This window comes from Mycobacterium sp. 1245805.9 (assembly GCF_001672915.1).
Classification (GTDB): Bacteria; Actinomycetota; Actinomycetes; order Mycobacteriales; family Mycobacteriaceae; genus Mycobacterium.
On record NZ_LZKR01000077.1, the window covers coordinates 39,442 to 56,193 of the forward strand.

Sequence of the window (16,752 nt, forward strand, 5' to 3'; positions counted from 1 at the left end):
CCCGATGAGGGCCCGATGAAAGTCGGCTTCATCGGCGCGGGCCGGATGGGAAGCCCCATGGTGGTCCGGCTCATCGATGCCGGCCACGACGTCCGGGCCGTGGCCCGCTCGGACCAGCAACGCCGCGACGTCGCGTGGCTCGGTGCCCATGCGGTGGACGACGTGGGTGACCTCGGTCCGTGGGCCGACATCGTGGTGGTCTGCGTGTTCACCGACGAACAGGTGCGGCAGGTCTGCCTGGACGGCGCCCTGCTGCGCACGATGCGGCCGGGTTCCACCCTGGTGGTGCACACCACCGCCAGCCCCAAGACGATCGAGGCCATCGCCGCCCGCGCCGGCGACGTCGGCGTGGTCGACGCCCCGGTCAGCGGCGGCCCGCACGACATCGCCGCCGGCATGCTGACGCTCTTCGTCGGTGGCGCCGACGGCGCCGTGGACCGAGCGCGACCCGTGCTGGACTGCTACGGCGATCCGGTCCTGCACGTCGGGCCGATCGGCGCCGGCCAGAAGGTGAAGCTGGTCAACAACGCGCTGTTCGCCGGCCAGATCGGGCTGCTCGCGGAGGCCGTCCGGTTGGGCGACAGCCTGGGCGTCCCCGAGTCGGCGCGGCTTGGGGCCCCCCCCCACGGCAGCGCCACCAGCCGGGTGCTGGACATCGTCGCCGCCCGGGGCTCCGTCGGCTCGTTTGTCGAGGTAGCGGGCGAATTCGTCGGCAAAGACGTGGCGGTGGTGCGCGGCATCGCTGCGGAGCTGGGCGGCAACCTGGGCGCACTGGAGCAAGTCATCAAGGCCGTCGAGGTCGGCGGGAAGGTCTGACATGGAGGTGTTTTGGTCTTTTCGCCTCGTCACGAAACCGCTACCGTTAGCGTTACAGTCAGGCAATCCGCTGTAACGGTTCAGCCCGCCGATGAGGAGCATGCAGTGACCAAGCCCAAGGTCGTCTTTGATCCGTTCTCCGAGGAGTTCTTCAACAATCCGTTCGACATCTATCGACGGATGCGCGAGGACGCGCCGCTGTACTACGACGAAAAAGAGGACTTTTACGCGCTGACCCGGCACGTCGATGTCGCGGCCGGGTTCAAGGACTTCGAGACGTATTCCTCGGCGCGCGGCTGCGACCTCGCGATGGTGCGCAAAGGGATCCCCCCCGAACAGAAGTCGATCATCTTCATGGACCCGCCGGAGCATCGCCACATGCGCAGCCTGCTCAACAAGGCGTTCACCCCGCGCGCCATTCAGTCGCAGGTCGAGACGATCAAGGAAGTGATCGAGAAGTACCTGGGGGCCGCGGACCCCGACAATTTCGACGTCGTGCAGGACTTCTCCGGCCCGTTCCCGGTGGAGGTCATTACCCGGATGGCCGGCGTCCCCGAGGAATACCGCCAGCAGGTGCGCCACTGGATCGACACCAGCCTGCATCACGAACCCGGTCAGATCGAGATCAGCGAAGCCGGGATGCAGGCCAACATCGATACCGCGATGTACTACTTCGGCCTCATCCAGGAGCGGCGCGCAGACCCGCAGGACGACATGATCAGCCGGCTGATCGCGGCGGAGATCCCCGGCGAGAACGGTCAGCCCCGCAAGCTCGACGACATCGAAATCACCGGCTTCGCCACGCTGTTGGGCGGCGCGGGCGCCGAGACCGTCACCAAGTTGCTCGGCAACGCCGCGGTGATCTTCGCCCATCACCCCGACCAGTGGCAGAAGCTGCAAGACGACCGCAGCAAGATCCCGGGCGCGGTGGAAGAGCTGCTGCGCTACGAGGGGCCGGTGCAATACAACGTCCGCTACACCCTGAAGGAGGCCCACGTCAGTGGGGGCGTGATCCCCGCGGGCAAACCGGTGTTCCTGTGTGGCGCCGCGGCGAACCGCGACCCGGAGGCCTTCACCGACGCCGACACGTTCGACATCGAGCGCGACCAGACCGAGGCGCAACATCTGGGTCTCGGGTACGGGATCCACAGCTGCCTCGGGGCGGCGCTGGCCCGGCTGGAGAGCAGGCTCGCGCTGGAGCGGCTGCTGGACTTCATGCCGCGCTACGAGGTGGACTGGGCGGGGTGCAAGCGGGTGAACATGCAGAACGTCGCCGGCTGGAAGAATGTACCCGTCAAGATACTTCGGTAAGGGGAATCGCGATGACGAAGAAGATCGAAGTCGACTGGGGCCTGTGCGAAAGCAACGGCGTCTGCATGGGCATCAACCCCGAGATCTTCCACCTCGGCGACGACGACATGCTGACCGTGCTGCAAGAGGAAGTCACCCCGGAGATCGAATCGGACGTGCGCGAGGCCGTCCGTCAATGCCCCAGGCAGGCGATCTCCATCGTGGAGGGCTAGCCGAATCCGGAAAGGATGACGGCGTTGCAGTCGGCCGCCGCCTGGCGCAGCTTCGCGGCCTTTTGGTAGGCGTCGGACTCGTACCACGCCCGGGCAGCGTCCACCGATTCGAATTCCAGCACGACGGTCTGGTCGCCGTGCCACGTGCCCTCCAGGACCTTGGGAGCGGTGTCCACCGCAAGAACATTCACGCCACCCATCGCCGCTCCCGCGGCCCGGCCGTAGGCCTTCATGCCCTCCGGGTCCTTGATGGCCTCGGTCAGGATGACGTACCCCTTCGGCCCCTTAGCCACTCGAATCTCCTTGCCTGCGTGCGTGTCTGATTAGATCTTGCTGATCGCCTGTTCCGGGCAGCACTCGATGGCTTCCTCGGTGGCGGCTTCGAATTCCGTTGGGACGTCGGAGGGTATCGCCTCGGCGTACCCGTCGTCGGTCAGGCTGAAGACTTCCGGGCACAGCGTCGTGCACACGCCGTGGCCCCGACAGCGTTGGTCGTCGACCGAAACTTTCATGCCGGCGTGAACTCCAGATGCAGTTCGGTCAGGCCGCGCAGGATGTACGTCGGAACATATTGGTAGCGGCGGTCATTCGCCGGACCGTGCACGTTCTCGTCGATCCTGATGTCCGATGTCCGGTCGAGCAGCCGCTCGATCGCCACCCGGGTTTCGGCCCGCGCCAGCGGCGCGCCGGGGCAGCTGTGGATCCCCCGCCCGAACGCGATGTGCTGGCGGGCGTTTTTGCGGGCCGGATCGAACGTGGTCGGCTCCTCGAACCGACGCGGATCGCGGTTGGCGGCCGCCTGCACGATCATCACGGTGGTGCCCGCCGGCAGATCGACGCCGCCGACGTTGACCGGCCTGCGGTTCAACCGGAAGTCGCCCTTCACCGGGCTCTCGTGGCGAAGCGACTCTTCGATGAAGTTGGGGATCAGGCTGCGGTCCCTGCGCAGCTGCGCCTGGATGTCGGGGCGCTCCCCGATTGTCTGCAACGCGGCGCCGAGCAGCCGCACGGTGGTCTCCTGGCCCGCCGAGAAGACGTTGCTGGCGACGCGGGCGACGTCTTCGACGTCGGGAATCGAGCCGTCCGGGAAGGTGGCGGTCGCCAGGCCGGTCAGCACGTCGTCGCGGGGCTCGCGACGGCGGTCCCGCACGTAATCGGAGAAAAGGCCGTAGAGGAACTCCAGCGGGCTGTGTGACAGCGACTCCTTGCCGGTGCCCCCGATGCCGCCACCCGCATGCTCGGCGATGCCCTTGACGAACTTGTCGCGATCCTCCATGGGCACGCCCAGCAGATCGGCGATCACCAGCAGCGTGAACGGGCCGGCGAAGCCCTTGATCCAGTCGCCGCGGCCGGGCGCCAGGAAATCGTCGAGCGCCTGGTCGGCCAGCGCCCACATCGCGTCCTCGTTCTCCTTGAGGCGCTTCGGGGTGATCAGCCGCATCAGCAGGGAGCGGTGGTTGGTGTGGGTCGGCGGATCCAGCGTGGGCAGCTGGTCGCTGAACGGCAGCTCGTCGCGGTGCTGCTCGATCAGCTCCGTGATGTCGCTGTTTCCCAGCCCCTCGAGGCTCACCGGGAAGCCGGGAAACGGGCCGGTCACCGAGATGCACGAGGACCAGGTCTGGGCGTCGTTGAGCACGGTGCAGGCCTCGTCCCAGCCGGTCACCATGGTGACCCCGTGGTGGGGTTCCCTGGCCACCGGGCATTGCTGCCGCAGCGACTCGTAGTAAGGGTACGGGTCCGCGATGAGCTCTTTGCCGCGGAAGAAATCCATCTTGGTGAAGTCGTTCACCGTGTCGCTCCGTTCGAATCTCAGCAGTGAGAATGAGCCTCTCAGAGATGAGTATTACATTTCCACACGGCCTGGTCGTCGTCAAACGACGGCTGCCTAGTTTGCAAGCGGTGACTAGCCGGCCGGGACCAGGTCGGCGGCCACCGGCGGCCACGCCAGCAGCCCGCTGCGGAACGTTTCGTGGCAGCCGATCGAGCTGTGCGCCGTCCCGCCGCCGTTCATCGCCGCTGCGAGGGCCTGGCCCTTGAAGATCTTCGCCGCCATGCTCAGCCGGTGTTGTACCAGGCCAACGCTGTCGTCCAGCTCGGCCGGCCAACTCTCGCCCCACAGCGTGACCTCGGTGACGCCCTGGTCGAGGGCCTGCAGCACGCCTTTGCGCACCCGGGAGTCGCATCCGAACAGGTCCGCCGCGGCCGCCAGCGCCTGGGGGTGCGGCCGGGATCCCACCGCGGCCAGCGCGTCCTCGAGGTCGAGCGTCCGGGCGCCGATGATCTGCAGCGGCCGGAGGTCGGGGCGGTCGGCCAGGTCGGTCAGCAGCACGGTGACGTCCCAGCCCGCCATCGCGCGGTCGAAGAGCCAGCCGCCGGCGAACCGCACCACGTCGGCGACGCTGGAGGCGACCACGTCGAGGCGGTACCTCATGTCTTGCCGTTGGTCGTCGGCGGCGCGAAGTCCCGTGCCAGCGCCTCCGCGTACTCCTTGAACGCGTCGGTCAGCGGTATCGAAGGGTCGAGCAACCATATCGTTTCCATTCCGTGGACGAAGGCGAGGATTTCCACCGCCTTGACGGCCGGGTCGATGTCGGTGCGATACCGGCCGTCGGCCTGACCGCGGCGGATGAGTTCGGCGACGATGTCGATGGCTTGACGCTGCCGGGACAGCATGCGGTCGTGCAGCGGGGCCTCGGGATCGATGTTTTCGATCAGCAGCACAGTGAAAGTGCCGACCATGTCGGGTGCCCGCGTGAAGCGATCGGCGACCCGCGCGATCTCGACCAGCAGGTCGCCGGCCCGGTCGGCGTGGGAGTCGTCATCGGCGTCACGGGCGTCGAGCACCGCGTTCAGTAGCTGCTCTTTGGATTCGAAGTGGTGCAGCAGGCCCGCGGGGGTGACCCCGGCCTCGCCGGCGATCTGGGCGAGCGTGGTGTTGCGCCAACCGTTGCGCGTGAGCAGGCGTTGCGCGACCTCGAGAATCCGCTGCTTGCGGTCCTCACCTTTGGCGAGAAGCGTGTCGTATCGCCGTGCGACGGGCACCGGGCTCCCTCTGAACTAGCGGGTGCAACAACCTACTGAACACACAGTAGGTTGGTTTGGCGGCTGTGACAAGCGTCGCATTTGCGCCGGATTGCGGCCGGCGTTACGAGACCAGTTCGACCAGGGTGGCGTTGGCGGTGCCGCCGCCCTCGCACATGGTCTGCAGGCCGTATCGGATCCCGTTATCGCGCATGTGGTGGGCCATGCGCGTCATCAGCACCGCGCCGGAGGCGCCCAGCGGGTGTCCCAGCGCGATCGCTCCGCCCAGCGGATTCAGGCGATCGGGGTCCGCCCCGGTTTCCGCGAGCCACGCCAGCGGGACGGGCGCGAACGCCTCATTGACTTCGAAGACCCCGACGTCCGCCAGCGAGACGCCGGCCTTGGTGAGCACCTTCTCGGTCGCCGGGATGGGCCCGGTGAGCATGAGCACCGGATCGGCCCCAGTGACGGCGCCGGCCCGGTAGCGCAGCAGCGGCGTCAAACCCAACTCGACTGCCATCTCCGCCGTGGTCACCAGCAGCGCCGCCGCCCCGTCGGAGATCTGCGAGGAATTGCCCGCGTGGATGACACCGTCGTCGGCGAACGCGGGCTTGAGCCCGGCCAGTTTCTCCACGGTGGTGCCCCGGCGCACCCCCTCGTCGGCGACGATGGTCCCGTCATCGGTGAACACCGGAACGATCTGATCGGTGAAGGCGCCCGCGTCCTGGGCGGCGGCGGCCAGCTCGTGGGACCGGACCGAGTACTCGTCGAGCTGGCCGCGGGAAAACCCCCACTTCGTGGCGATCATCTCCGCCGACAGGCCCTGGTTGAACGAGAAATCGTCATAGCGCTCAAGGACTTTCGGCCCGTAGGGCATCCCCGAAGCCCGGGCCGCGCCCAGCGGAACGCGGCTCATCACCTCCACGCCACCGGCCACGACGACGTCCTGCTGACCCGACATCACCGCCTGCACGGCGAAATCGAGCGCCTGCTGGCTCGAACCGCACGCCCGGTTGACCGTCGTCCCGGGGATGGTTTCCGGCCACCCGGCGGCCAGGACGGAGTAGCGCCCGATGTTGCTGGACTGGTCGCCGACCTGGGACACGCATCCCCAGATCACGTCGTCGACGACGTCCGGGCCCACCCCGGCGCGTTCCAGCAGCTCGTTGAGGACGATCGCGGACAGGTCCGCGGGATGCATGCCGGACAATCCGCCGTTGCGCTTTCCTACCGCCGTCCGGACCGCCTCGACGATGACTGTCTCACGCATCTTGTTCTCCATCAGTTTTCGATAACGCCCACCGACCAGTAAACGACGGCTCGCGTTTCTCGGCGAAAGCGGCATAGGCGGCGGCCGCGTCAGCCGTCGCGAAATTGCCGATTTGTGCCCGCGCCTCGTTGGCCAGCGCGTCGCGCATCGTGCCATCGGCGCCCTCGTTCAGCAGGGCCTTCGTCTGTGCCAGCGCGAACGGCGGACCCGACGCGAGCCGACCGGCGAGATCCCCGACAAAGGTGTCGATCTCGCCGGCGGACACCACCCAGGTCACCAGGTTGAGGGCTTGGGCCTCGTCCGCATCGATGGTCTCGGCGAGCAGCGCCAGACGCTTGGCCTGCTGCAGGCCAACGAGTTTCGGCAACAGCCAGGAACCACCCAGGTCGATGGAGAGGCCCCGCCTGGAAAAGATCTGGCAGAACGTGGATTCCGGGGTCGCGACCACCAGATCGCAGCCCAGCGCCAGGTTCCATCCGGCGCCCACCGCGACGCCGGTCACTTTGGCGACGGTGGGGATCGGGAGCTCGTGCAGGGCCAGAGCCACGTCGGTCAGGCGCTGCAGCTTGTATTTCGGATGAATGTCGTCGGGTACCGAGATGTCGGCGCCGGAGCAGAATGCGCCGCCGGCGCCGGTGACGACAAGCGCACGCACGCAGCGGTCGCGCCCCGCCTCGTCGAGGGCGTCCCGCAGCGCGAGCCACAGCTCGGGATTGATCGCGTTCTTGCGGCGCGGACGATTGAGGGTCAGTGTCCGCACGCCGCCCCGGTCGTCGACGAGCAGCGCGGGATCGCTGGGCGCAGTCACATCGGTCACATCACCATGCCGCCGTCCACCGGCAGCACCTGCCCGGTGATGTACGAGGCGGCGTCGGAGGCCAGGAAGACGAACGCGCCGGCGACCTCCTCCGGTTCGGCCCAGCGCTTCAACGGGATTCGAGCCATCATGTTGGCCGCGAATTTCTCGTTGGTGCGGATGGTCTCGGTCATCTTCGTCGCCGCCAAGGGCGCCAGCGCGTTGACGAGAATCTTTTTCGGCGCCATCTCCCGAGCCAGCGATTTGGTGAACCCGATGATGCTGGCCTTGGCGGCGGAGTAGTTCACCTGGCCCAGGGTGCCGGTAATCCCCGCCGACGAGACGACATTGATGATGCGGCCCGTCCCGTCGGTCGGCAGGAAACCGAGCGCGGCCTGGGCGCAGTGGAAGGCGCCCATGAGGTGGATGTCGAGCACCCGGTGGAAGCTCTCGTCGGTGAGGTCGGCGAACATCGCGGGCGCGGTCACGCCGGCGTTGTTGACCAGAATGTGCAGCGCCCCCTCGGTGAGCCCCGCTGCGCGTCCGGCCGCCGCGGCGGCCGCCCGCCGGTCGCGGACATCGAGGGCGATGCCGTCGGCCTTGCCACCGTTGGCGCAAATCCCTTGTGCCACAGCCGAAGCCGCGTCACCGTCGATGTCGCTGACGAGTACCGCGGCGCCGGCGGCGGCCAACGCCCGCGCGACAGCCGCCCCGATCCCGCTGCCGGCCCCGGTGACCAACGCCGATCGGCCGGTGAGGTCGAACAGCGGATTGGTCATCAATAGCTCCTCGGCAGTTTCAGGACGTTGGATCCCAGGAAGTTCAAAATCATCTCCTGGCTGACCGGCGCGATCTTCATCAGCCGGGCCTCGCGGAAGTAACGCGTGATGTGGTACTCCTCCGCGTATCCCATGCCGCCATGGGTCTGCAACGCCCGGTCGGCGGCGGCGAAGCCCGCGTCCGCGCACAGGTACTTGGCGGTATTGGCTTCACGCCCACAGGGTTTCCCGTTGTCGTAGAGCCAGGTCGCCTTGCGCAGCATCAACTCGGCGGCGTCGAGGCGGGCCAGCGAATCGGCGAGCGGGAACTGCAGGCCCTGGTTCATGCCGATCGGCCGGCCGAAGACCTCGCGTTCGTTGCCGTACTTCACCGCCTTGTCCAGCGCCACCCGTCCGATGCCGAGCGCCTCGGCGGCGATCAGCATCCGTTCGGGGTTCAGGCCGTCCAGGATGTACTGGAAACCCTTGCCCTCCTCGCCGATTCGGTCCTCGACCGGCACCTCCAGGTTGTCGATGAACAACTCGTTGGAGCTGACGGCGTTGCGGCCCATCTTGCGGATGGGCCGGATGTCGACCCGGCTGCGGTCGAGATCGGTGATGAACAGCGTCATCCCGTCGGTCTTCTTGGCGACCTCGTCATAGCTCTGAGTCCGGGTCAGCAGCAGGATCTTGTCGGACTCCATGGCCTTCGAGATCCAGACCTTGCGGCCGTTGACGATGTAGCGGTCGCCGTCGCGTTTGGCGAAGGTGGTGATGCGCGACGTGTCCAGCCCGGCGCCGGGTTCGGTGACCCCGAAGCAGACGTGCACCTCGCCCGTCGCAACCTTGGGCAGCGTGCGCGCCTTGAGTTCGTCGGAACCGTGCACCACCACCGGCTGCATGCCGAAGATCGACAGGTGAATCGCGCTGGCGGCGTTCATCGCGCCGCCGGATTTGGCGACCTCTTCGAGCAGGATGGTGGCTTCGGTGATCCCCAGGCCGTGGCCGCCGTACTCGGTCGGAATCGTCATGCCCAGCCATCCGCCGTCGGCGATGGCCTGGTAGAACTCGGCCGGAAACTCGTGCGCCTGGTCCTTTTCCATCCAGTACTGGTCGTCGAACTTGCGGGCCAGTTCGGCGACCGACCGGCGGATCAGCTCCTGGTCATCGGTCAGCTCGAAATTCATTCCACCGCCGGGCACTGCTGGGTCTCCTCTCAGCGCGAGCAGACACAAAAGCGCCCGACACGCCGACAAATTTGGCGCTTTTGCGTCTGCTCGGCGCCAGTACGGCTTAGTCCGTGTTGCCGGTAAGGGATTTCGCGTTGGCGGCAAACTCCGCGAAGGACGAGCCGCCTCGGGAGTCCTTGTCGTGGCCCTTCGCTTTGATGGACACGTCGTGCCCCTCGGCGGCCTTGCGCAGCGCGCCGACGGTCGCCTGTTCGCGCGAAATGTGAGTGAACGGGTCGAACGAGTACCAACGCATGGCGTTCTCGTAGGCCATCTTGTTGATCTCGTCGTCGGGGACGTTGTTGATGGACAACACGTCCCACAATTCTTCGGGCGCGCCCGGCCACATCGAGTCGCTGTGCGGGTAGTCGGCCTCCCAGGCGATGTTGTCGATGCCGATCATGTTGCGCAGCGCGACGCCGACCTTGTCGCTGATGAAACACGTCAGGAAGTGCTCGCGGAAGACGTCGCTGGGCAGCTTGCCGCCGAAGTTCTGGTGGGTCCACGCGGAATGCATTTCGAACGTGCGGTCGGCCCGCTCCAGGAAGTAGGGGATCCACCCGGTCCCGCCCTCGGAGAGCGCGATCTTCAGGTCGGGGTACTCCTTGATCGGCCGCGACCACAGCAGGTCCGCGGCGGCCTGCACGATGTTCATCGGCTGCAGGGTGATCATCACGTCCATCGGGGCGTCGGGCGCCGTGATCGCGAGCCGGCCCGACGACCCGATGTGCACGTTCATCACGGTGTTGGTGTCGCACAACGCCTTCCACAACGGGTTCCAGTACTCGTCGTGGAAGCTGGGGTAACCCATCGCGGCGGGATTCTCGGTGAAGGTCAGCGCGTGCACGCCCTTCTTCGACACCCGGCGCACCTCGGCGGCGCACGCCTCGGCGTCCCAGATCACCGGGATCGCCATCGGGATGAACCGCGCGGGGTACGCCCCGCACCACTCGTCGATGTGCCAGTCGTTGTACGCCTGTACCAGCGAGATCGAGAAGTCGTGGTCCTCGGTGACGAACAGCCGCCCGGCGAAGCCGGGGAACGACGGGAAGCAGATCGAGGCCAGGATGCCGCCGGCGTTCATGTCCTTGATCCGCTCGTCCACGTTGTAACAACCCGGGCGGATCTCGTCGAGCCCGGTCGGCTCGATGCCGTACTCCTCCTTGGGCCTGCCGGCGACCGCGTTCAGCGCCACGTTCGGGATCACCGTGTCGCGGAACTTCCACATGTCGGAGCCGTCGGGGTTATGGACCAACCGGGGCGCGTCGTCGATGTATTTCTTCGCCAGGTGGTTCTTGAACATGTCCGGCGGCTCGACGGTGTGGTCGTCAACGCTGATCAGGATCATGTCTTCTTTGTTCATGGCCAGTCCTCTCCAAGTCTGATCCAGCTGAGCGATTCGGACGCGCCGCTCCCGCACAGCATCGGCGAATGATCGCCCGGCGCCAAGATCACTAATTTGAAAACTATCTTCTCGCGCAGCGAGAATCAACATCCAGCGAACGTCGCGGGCCCGGCCAGCGCGGATCCCGGCCGACGGCATTGACCAACCGAGCGAATCATGCAAGTCTATTGGTTGGAAATGAGAATCTGATTCTCCTTGACCGAGAGTTACCAGACAGAACGCCGAGAGGAGGCGCGCGGATGCGCCTGCCCCCGCTGCCTGCGGACCAGTGGGACGAGGCCGTCGAGCACTCGCTGTCCGGCATGCTGCCGCCCGAACGGCGAAACCCCCGGGACGCCGGCACGCTCATGTCGACGCTCGTGCGCCACCCGAAGTTGACCCGCGCGTATTTGCGGTTCAGCGGCTATCTCCTGTTCGCTTCCTCCCTTCCCGTGCGCGTCCGCGAGCAAGCGATCCTGCGCGTCGCGCATCGGCGCAGCTGCGCCTATGAGTGGGAACACCACGTGGACATCGCGAGGGACGCGGGACTCACCGAGGCCGAGATCGCGGCCGCCCAAACCGGCGAGACGGACGACGAGTTCGACCGCGCCGTGTTCGCTGCCGTCGACGAGCTCGACGAGAAGTCAAACGTCTCGGATCAGACGTGGGCCACCCTCGGCGAACGGCTTGACGAACGTCAGCGGATGGACTTCGTCTTCACCGTCGGCGGCTACATCGCACTCGCGATGGCCATCAACACTTTTGGCGTTCAGCTCGAGAACGAGAAAGGTTAGAGCCTTGCCCCACTTCCCGAAACCAGCTGCCGGAAGCTGGACACAGAACTATCCCGAACTGGGAACCTCGCCGGTCGATTACACCGACTCCATCGACCCGAAGTTTTTCGAGGCCGAGCGCGAGGCGGTCTTCAAGCGCACGTGGCTCAACGTCGGCCGGGTCAATCGCCTGCCGCGCACCGGCAGCTACTTCACAAAGGAGCTGCCGTCGGCCGGCAAGGGCATGTCGGTGATCATCGTCAAGACCAAGGACGGGACCGTCAAGGCGTTTCACAACGTCTGCCGGCACCGCGGAAACAAGCTGGTGTGGAACGACTTTCCCCACGAGGAGACGTCGGGCACCTGCCGGCAGTTCACGTGCAAGTACCACGCGTGGCGCTACAGCCTGGACGGCGACCTGACCTTCGTCCAACAGGAAGACGAATTCTTCGACCTCGACAAGAGCCAATTCGGCCTGGCGCCCGTGCGCTGCGAGGTGTGGGAAGGCTTCATCTTCGTCAACTTCGACAGCAACGCGGCGCCGCTCACCGACTACCTCGGGCCGCTGGCCAAGAGCATCGAGGGCTACCCCTTCGGCGAGATGACGGAGACCTACTCATACCGGGCAGAGGTCGGCAGCAACTGGAAGCTGTTCATCGACGCGTTCGTCGAGTTCTACCACGCGCCGATCCTGCACCAGGGGCAGTACACCAAGGAAGAAGCCGCCAAGATCCAGAAGTACGGCTACGAGGCGCTGCACTACGAGTTGGCCGGCCCGCACAACCTGCAGTCGACCTGGGGTGGTCAGGCGCCGCCGACGGACATGTCCATGGTCAAGCCGATGGACCAGGTGTTGCGCAGCGGTTTGTTCGGTCCCTGGGACAAGCCGGAGATCATCGAAAAGTTGGAGCTGCCGCCGGGCATCAACGTGAAGAGGGTGCCACAGTGGGGCATCGACTCCTGGCTGTTCTACCCCAACTTCATGCTGCTGATCTGGGAGCCGGGCTGGTTTTTGACCTACCACTACTGGCCGACCGCCGTCGACAAGCACACCTTCGAGTGCACGCTGTATTTCGTTCCGCCGCGCAACGCGCGGGAGCGGTTGGCCCAAGAGCTGGCCGCCGTGACGTTCAAGGAGTACGCGCTGCAGGACGCCAACACCCTGGAAGCGACCCAGACCATGATCGGCACCCGCGCGGTGAAGGAATTCCTGCTGTGCGATCAGGAGGTCTTGATCCGTCATCTGCACAAGACGACCGGCGATTTCGTATCTAATTGGGCGAAGGAGTACCAGGGCAATGGCAAAGTTACCGTCTGAATTCGCCGACCTGGAGCCCTATTTGGAATGGGACCTGGCGACCGAACCCGAGCGCTACGCCAAGCGACTGGCCTCGACGATGCCCGAGATGCAGGCGTTCTACGACGCGGCGTTCCCCCGCCTGAATGACGCCATCGCCTACTGCGACAAGTACCCGTTGGACGACTTGCCCGACGACGCAAAGAGTCTCATGCACATCATGCAGTCGCTCGTCATGGTGTCGTTCCCGATAGAGGCGTGGAAACAGCCGCGGGTGCCCGACAGCGGCGCGGCGTGGGTGGAGTGCATCCGCGAACCGGTGATCTAGCCGGTGTTGACGCTCAAGGCCGCCGGGCTGCTTGACGTCGACGCCGGCGAGATCGTGTCCCCCGGCGTCGTCCGGGTCGAGGGTGACCGAATCGCGAGCATGGGCGGTGAGCCCGAGGGTGAGCTGATCGACCTCGGCGACCGGATCCTGCTGCCCGGGCTGATGGACATGGAGGTCAACCTCCTGATGGGCGGGCGCGGCGAGAAACCCGGCCTGTCCCAGGTCCAGGACGACCCGCCGACGCGGGTACTGCGCGCGGTCGGCAATGCCCGCCGCACGCTGCGCGCCGGCTTCACCACGGTGCGAAACCTCGGGTTGTTCGTCAAGACCGGCGGTTACCTGCTTGACGTCGCGCTGGGCAAGGCCATCGACGCCGGCTGGATCGAGGGGCCCAGGGTGGTGCCGGCCGGGCACGCCATCACCCCGACCGGCGGGCATCTGGATCCGACGATGTTCGCCGCGTTCGCGCCGCACGTGCTGGATCTGACGGTCGAAGAGGGCATCGCCAACGGGATCGACGAAATCCGCAAGGCGGTGCGATACCAGATCAAACACGGCGCCGAGCTGATCAAGGTCTGCTGCTCGGGCGGGGTGATGTCGTTGACGGGACCTCCTGGTGCGCAACACTATTCAGACGAGGAACTGTGCGCGATCGTCGACGAGGCGCACCGGCGCGGGCTGCGTGTCGCCGCGCACACGCACGGCGCCGACGCGGTCAAGCATGCGGTCGCCGCCGGCATCGACTGCATCGAACACGGCTTCCTGATCGACGACGAGGCGATCGCCACGATGGTCGAGCACGGCACGTTTCTGGTGTCCACCCGGCGCCTGGCGGAGGGCATGGACGTTTCGCACGCCCCACCCGAGCTACAGGCCAAGGCCGCGGAGATGTTCCCGCGGTCGCGCACCTCGATCCTCGCCGCCCACAAAGCCGGGGTGAAGATCGCCGTCGGCACCGACGCCCCCGCCATACCGCACGGCAAAAACGCCGACGAGCTGGTCACGCTCGTCGAATGGGGCCTGCCGCCGCTGGCGGTGCTGCGCGCGGCCACGGTGACCGCGGCCGAGCTGATCAACTCGACCGACCGGGGGCGGCTGGCGGAGGGTCAGCTCGCCGATATCATCGCGGTACCGGGAAACCCGTTGGAAGACATCACCGTTACCCAGCACGTCAGCTTCGTCATGAAAGGCGGCAAGGTCTATGCCAACCAGAACTGACGACCTGGTCGAGATTCAGCAGCTGCTCGCCCGCTACGCGGTCACCATCACCCAGGAGGACATCGACGGCCTGATCGGCGTCTTCACGCCGGACGGAACCTACAGCGCGTTCGGCTCCACGTACCAGTTGGACAGGTTTCCCGAGTTGGTGGCGGCGGCCCCAAAGGGGTTGTTCCTCACCGGAACTGCCTTGATAGAAAACATCGACGGCGATTCCGCGAGCGGCACCCAGCCGTTGTGCTTCATCGACCACGCCACCCATGACATGAGGATCGGCTACTACCGCGACACCTACGCCCGCACCGCCGACGGATGGCGGCTGAAAACCCGCGCCATGACATTCATCCGACGCAGCGGCGTGCACGACTCCGGGCGCCCGCACGCCGTCGGCCGACCACAGCCGTGAAAGCCGAGCCGTGAATGTCGAGGAGTTCCGGGCCGGCCTGTGCGCGTGGCTCGACGACAACGATCTGACCCCGGGGCCCGACCACTCGCTGCAGGGCCACATGCGGCAATTCGCCCGCGTCAGCCGCGCGTTGTATGACGCCGATTGGATGCGCTACGGCTGGCCCGTTAAAGTGGGTGGCCTGGGTGGTCCCGCCGTGCTTCGCGCGATCGTCGGCGAGGAAGTCGTGGGCCGTCGGCTGGCCGAGCCCGGCCCGTACTCGATGCTCGAAGTGCTGGCGCCCACGATGATCGATTACGCCCCCGCGGAACTCGCCGCGGAGATGGTGCCGCGGTTGCTCAGCGGCCGCGAGCAATGGTGCCAAGGCTTTTCCGAGCCGGGCTCCGGCAGCGACCTGGCGTCGCTGACCACCCGGGCGATCCCCGACGGGGACAACTGGATCGTCAACGGGCAGAAGGTCTGGACCAGTTACGCGCAGTTCTCCACACGCTGCGTCCTGCTCACCCGCACCGCGCCGGGGCACGACGGAATCACCGCGTTCTTCGTCGACCTGGATTCACCCGGCATCACCATCCGGCCGCTACGCACGATGCACGGCGTCGACGAATTCTGCGAGGTCTACTACGACGACGTGGTGATCCCGGCGAGCAGGATGCTCGGCCGGCCCGGGGACGGCTGGCGACTCGCGATGGACCTGCTGCCGTATGAGCGCTCCGCCTGCTTCTGGCAGCGGATCGCCTACCTCTACTCCCGCTTCGACGAGCTCATCGCCGAGACTCCGGCAACGCACGACGCCGACGAATCCGCCCTGGGCTCGGCCTATCTGGCGCTGCACACCTTGCGCTGCCGATCCCGTGACACCCAGCACCGATTGCGCGACGGCGCGCGGTTGGGCCCCGACACCTCCATCGACAAAGTGCTGTTGGCCACCGCCGAGCAACGGCTCTACGACACCGTCCGCGACCTGTTGCCCGGGGCGCTCGAGCTTGACGACACCCCGTGGCGGTCGGAGTACCTGTACTCGCGCGCGGCCACCATCTATGGCGGCACCGCCGAGATCCAGCGCAACATCATCGCCCGCCGGCTGCTCGACCTCGGGAAGGAGTGAACGGTGGACCCCGAGGCGTTGCAGCTGCTGGCCGACTCCCTGCGCACCACCATGACCGCCGCGAGCGGCGCCAAGCTCGACGCGGCGTTGTCCGACCTCGGCTGGCACGACATGCTCGACGAAATACCGGAATTCGCAATACCTTTGGTGTTCCGGCTGCTCGGCGAGACCGGCGCGCACGCCCCCGTACTCAACGACGTGGTGCTGCGGGCGGCCGGACGCGAAGACGGCGGAACCCTCCCCCTGCCCTTCGCCGGGGGTTCGTGGGTGGTGTGGGAGCGAGACGATCGGGCCACCCCGACGCTGGACGGGCTGCCGATACACCATGTGCCGCAGGGTGATCCGGTGCCGCTCGCCGCGGGACGGCGGGCGCTGGGCTGGTGGCTGGTCGGTACCGGTCGGGCGATGTTGTCGCTGGCGCGCCAGCATGCCTTGGACCGCGTCCAATTCGGCCGGCACATCAGCTCCTTTCAGGCGATCCGGCATCGGTTGGCCGAAACACTCGTCGCGATCGAGGGCGCGGAGGCGACCCTGAACGCCGCCGCGCAGCCGGACGACGCCGACGGCCTGGCTTCCCTGCTGGCCAAGGCCGCGGCCGAGGTGGCGGCGCTGACCGCGGCGCGCCACTGCCAGCAGGTGCTGGGCGGGATCGGCTTCACCGCCGAGCACCAGCTGCACCACCACGTGGAGCGGGCGCTGGTTCTCGACGGGCTGCTGGGCAGCGCGCGGGAACTGACCCGCGAAGCCGGAACGGCATTGCGAAACAAGGGCTTCGCGCCTCGGCTGGCGCAGCTGTAAGGGACCACCGGGCGCCTGCGCGTACAC

General features: G+C 66.7%; 20 protein-coding genes. 10 read left to right on the forward strand and 10 right to left on the reverse strand.

Translation table 11 applies throughout. The annotated features are described in order from the left end of the window. Positions 1-15 precede the first annotated feature (15 nt). From A9X00_RS11665 to A9X00_RS11675, 3 genes are all read left to right on the forward strand, one after another. Positions 16-816, forward strand: coding sequence for an NAD(P)-dependent oxidoreductase (locus tag A9X00_RS11665; protein WP_082975093.1), 801 nt, complete (start codon positions 16-18; stop codon positions 814-816). A gap of 105 nt (positions 817-921) precedes the next feature. Then, positions 922-2,127: a cytochrome P450 gene (locus A9X00_RS11670; protein ID WP_067153042.1), complete on the forward strand. Its 1,206-nt coding sequence runs from the start codon at positions 922-924 to the stop codon at positions 2,125-2,127. Positions 2,128-2,138: 11 nt separating this feature from the next. Then, entirely contained in the window at positions 2,139-2,339 is a 201-nt protein-coding gene (locus A9X00_RS11675; RefSeq protein ID WP_067153045.1) for a ferredoxin, read from the forward strand. Here A9X00_RS11675 and A9X00_RS11680 read toward each other — a convergent pair. From A9X00_RS11680 to A9X00_RS11725, 10 genes are all read right to left on the reverse strand, one after another. After that, positions 2,336-2,632: a DUF1330 domain-containing protein gene (locus A9X00_RS11680; RefSeq protein WP_067153047.1), complete on the reverse strand. Its 297-nt coding sequence runs from the start codon at positions 2,630-2,632 to the stop codon at positions 2,336-2,338. The genes A9X00_RS11675 and A9X00_RS11680 overlap by 4 nt on opposite strands. Before the next feature lie 30 nt (positions 2,633-2,662). Next, positions 2,663-2,851, reverse strand: coding sequence for a ferredoxin (locus A9X00_RS11685; protein ID WP_067153049.1), 189 nt, complete (start codon positions 2,849-2,851; stop codon positions 2,663-2,665). After that, on the reverse strand, positions 2,848-4,110 hold the full coding sequence (locus tag A9X00_RS11690) for a cytochrome P450 (protein ID WP_067153128.1): 1,263 nt from the start codon (positions 4,108-4,110) through the stop codon (positions 2,848-2,850). Before A9X00_RS11690 ends, A9X00_RS11685 begins: the two co-directional genes overlap by 4 nt. A gap of 132 nt (positions 4,111-4,242) precedes the next feature. Continuing rightward, the gene (locus A9X00_RS11695) at positions 4,243-4,770 is read right to left on the reverse strand and encodes a hypothetical protein (RefSeq protein ID WP_067153051.1); all 528 of its coding nucleotides are present in this window, start codon (positions 4,768-4,770) and stop codon (positions 4,243-4,245) included. Beyond that, positions 4,767-5,381 (reverse strand): TetR/AcrR family transcriptional regulator, encoded by a 615-nt coding sequence (locus tag A9X00_RS11700; RefSeq protein WP_067153053.1) that lies wholly within the window; start codon positions 5,379-5,381, stop codon positions 4,767-4,769. Before A9X00_RS11700 ends, A9X00_RS11695 begins: the two co-directional genes overlap by 4 nt. A 103-nt stretch (positions 5,382-5,484) precedes the next feature. Then, positions 5,485-6,630: a thiolase family protein gene (locus tag A9X00_RS11705; RefSeq protein WP_067153130.1), complete on the reverse strand. Its 1,146-nt coding sequence runs from the start codon at positions 6,628-6,630 to the stop codon at positions 5,485-5,487. After that, positions 6,623-7,438 (reverse strand): enoyl-CoA hydratase/isomerase family protein, encoded by an 816-nt coding sequence (locus A9X00_RS11710; RefSeq protein WP_067153131.1) that lies wholly within the window; start codon positions 7,436-7,438, stop codon positions 6,623-6,625. Before A9X00_RS11710 ends, A9X00_RS11705 begins: the two co-directional genes overlap by 8 nt. 5 nt (positions 7,439-7,443) lie before the next feature. Next, positions 7,444-8,205: an SDR family NAD(P)-dependent oxidoreductase gene (locus tag A9X00_RS11715; RefSeq protein ID WP_067153054.1), complete on the reverse strand. Its 762-nt coding sequence runs from the start codon at positions 8,203-8,205 to the stop codon at positions 7,444-7,446. Next, complete coding sequence (locus tag A9X00_RS11720) at positions 8,205-9,371, reverse strand: acyl-CoA dehydrogenase family protein (RefSeq protein WP_067153056.1); 1,167 nt, start codon at positions 9,369-9,371, stop codon at positions 8,205-8,207. The genes A9X00_RS11715 and A9X00_RS11720 overlap by 1 nt, the downstream gene beginning before the upstream one ends. 106 nt (positions 9,372-9,477) lie before the next feature. Beyond that, complete coding sequence (locus A9X00_RS11725; RefSeq protein WP_066936757.1) at positions 9,478-10,776, reverse strand: amidohydrolase family protein; 1,299 nt, start codon at positions 10,774-10,776, stop codon at positions 9,478-9,480. Positions 10,777-11,057: 281 nt separating this feature from the next. Between A9X00_RS11725 and A9X00_RS11730 the strand changes: the two genes are divergently transcribed. The 7 genes from A9X00_RS11730 to A9X00_RS11760 are packed head-to-tail and all read left to right on the forward strand — an operon-like array spanning position 11,058 to position 16,725. Continuing rightward, complete coding sequence (locus A9X00_RS11730; RefSeq protein WP_067153058.1) at positions 11,058-11,591, forward strand: carboxymuconolactone decarboxylase family protein; 534 nt, start codon at positions 11,058-11,060, stop codon at positions 11,589-11,591. 4 nt (positions 11,592-11,595) lie between these two features. Continuing rightward, positions 11,596-12,888, forward strand: a complete 1,293-nt coding sequence (locus tag A9X00_RS11735; RefSeq protein WP_067153059.1) for an aromatic ring-hydroxylating dioxygenase subunit alpha — start codon at positions 11,596-11,598, stop codon at positions 12,886-12,888. Next, positions 12,869-13,195, forward strand: a complete 327-nt coding sequence (locus A9X00_RS11740; protein ID WP_067153061.1) for a hypothetical protein — start codon at positions 12,869-12,871, stop codon at positions 13,193-13,195. Before A9X00_RS11735 ends, A9X00_RS11740 begins: the two co-directional genes overlap by 20 nt. Before the next feature lie 3 nt (positions 13,196-13,198). After that, positions 13,199-14,413 (forward strand): amidohydrolase family protein, encoded by a 1,215-nt coding sequence (locus A9X00_RS11745; RefSeq protein ID WP_067153062.1) that lies wholly within the window; start codon positions 13,199-13,201, stop codon positions 14,411-14,413. Beyond that, positions 14,397-14,819 (forward strand): nuclear transport factor 2 family protein, encoded by a 423-nt coding sequence (locus A9X00_RS11750; protein ID WP_067153064.1) that lies wholly within the window; start codon positions 14,397-14,399, stop codon positions 14,817-14,819. Before A9X00_RS11745 ends, A9X00_RS11750 begins: the two co-directional genes overlap by 17 nt. 10 nt (positions 14,820-14,829) lie before the next feature. Then, on the forward strand, positions 14,830-15,927 hold the full coding sequence (locus A9X00_RS11755) for an acyl-CoA dehydrogenase family protein (protein WP_067153066.1): 1,098 nt from the start codon (positions 14,830-14,832) through the stop codon (positions 15,925-15,927). 51 nt (positions 15,928-15,978) lie between these two features. Then, a complete protein-coding gene (locus tag A9X00_RS11760; protein ID WP_082975126.1) occupies positions 15,979-16,725 on the forward strand; it encodes an acyl-CoA dehydrogenase family protein in 747 nt (248 codons plus the stop codon). Positions 16,726-16,752: the final 27 nt, after the last annotated feature.

What these genes read in the sequence shown, in the direction of transcription:
- A9X00_RS11705 (WP_067153130.1), bottom strand. Translation starts at nt 6,630, where the DNA reads ATGCGTGAGACAGTCATCGTCGAGGCGGTCCGGACGGCGGTAGGAAAG.
- A9X00_RS11715 (WP_067153054.1), bottom strand. Translation starts at nt 8,205, where the DNA reads ATGACCAATCCGCTGTTCGACCTCACCGGCCGATCGGCGTTGGTCACC.
- A9X00_RS11730 (WP_067153058.1), top strand. Translation starts at nt 11,058, where the DNA reads ATGCGCCTGCCCCCGCTGCCTGCGGACCAGTGGGACGAGGCCGTCGAG.
- A9X00_RS11675 (WP_067153045.1), top strand. Translation starts at nt 2,139, where the DNA reads ATGACGAAGAAGATCGAAGTCGACTGGGGCCTGTGCGAAAGCAACGGC.
- A9X00_RS11760 (WP_082975126.1), top strand. Translation starts at nt 15,979, where the DNA reads ATGACCGCCGCGAGCGGCGCCAAGCTCGACGCGGCGTTGTCCGACCTC.
- A9X00_RS11690 (WP_067153128.1), bottom strand. Translation starts at nt 4,110, where the DNA reads ATGGATTTCTTCCGCGGCAAAGAGCTCATCGCGGACCCGTACCCTTAC.
- A9X00_RS11720 (WP_067153056.1), bottom strand. Translation starts at nt 9,371, where the DNA reads ATGAATTTCGAGCTGACCGATGACCAGGAGCTGATCCGCCGGTCGGTC.
- A9X00_RS11740 (WP_067153061.1), top strand. Translation starts at nt 12,869, where the DNA reads ATGGCAAAGTTACCGTCTGAATTCGCCGACCTGGAGCCCTATTTGGAA.
- A9X00_RS11665 (WP_082975093.1), top strand. Translation starts at nt 16, where the DNA reads ATGAAAGTCGGCTTCATCGGCGCGGGCCGGATGGGAAGCCCCATGGTG.
- A9X00_RS11685 (WP_067153049.1), bottom strand. Translation starts at nt 2,851, where the DNA reads ATGAAAGTTTCGGTCGACGACCAACGCTGTCGGGGCCACGGCGTGTGC.
- A9X00_RS11695 (WP_067153051.1), bottom strand. Translation starts at nt 4,770, where the DNA reads ATGAGGTACCGCCTCGACGTGGTCGCCTCCAGCGTCGCCGACGTGGTG.
- A9X00_RS11750 (WP_067153064.1), top strand. Translation starts at nt 14,397, where the DNA reads ATGCCAACCAGAACTGACGACCTGGTCGAGATTCAGCAGCTGCTCGCC.
- A9X00_RS11725 (WP_066936757.1), bottom strand. Translation starts at nt 10,776, where the DNA reads ATGAACAAAGAAGACATGATCCTGATCAGCGTTGACGACCACACCGTC.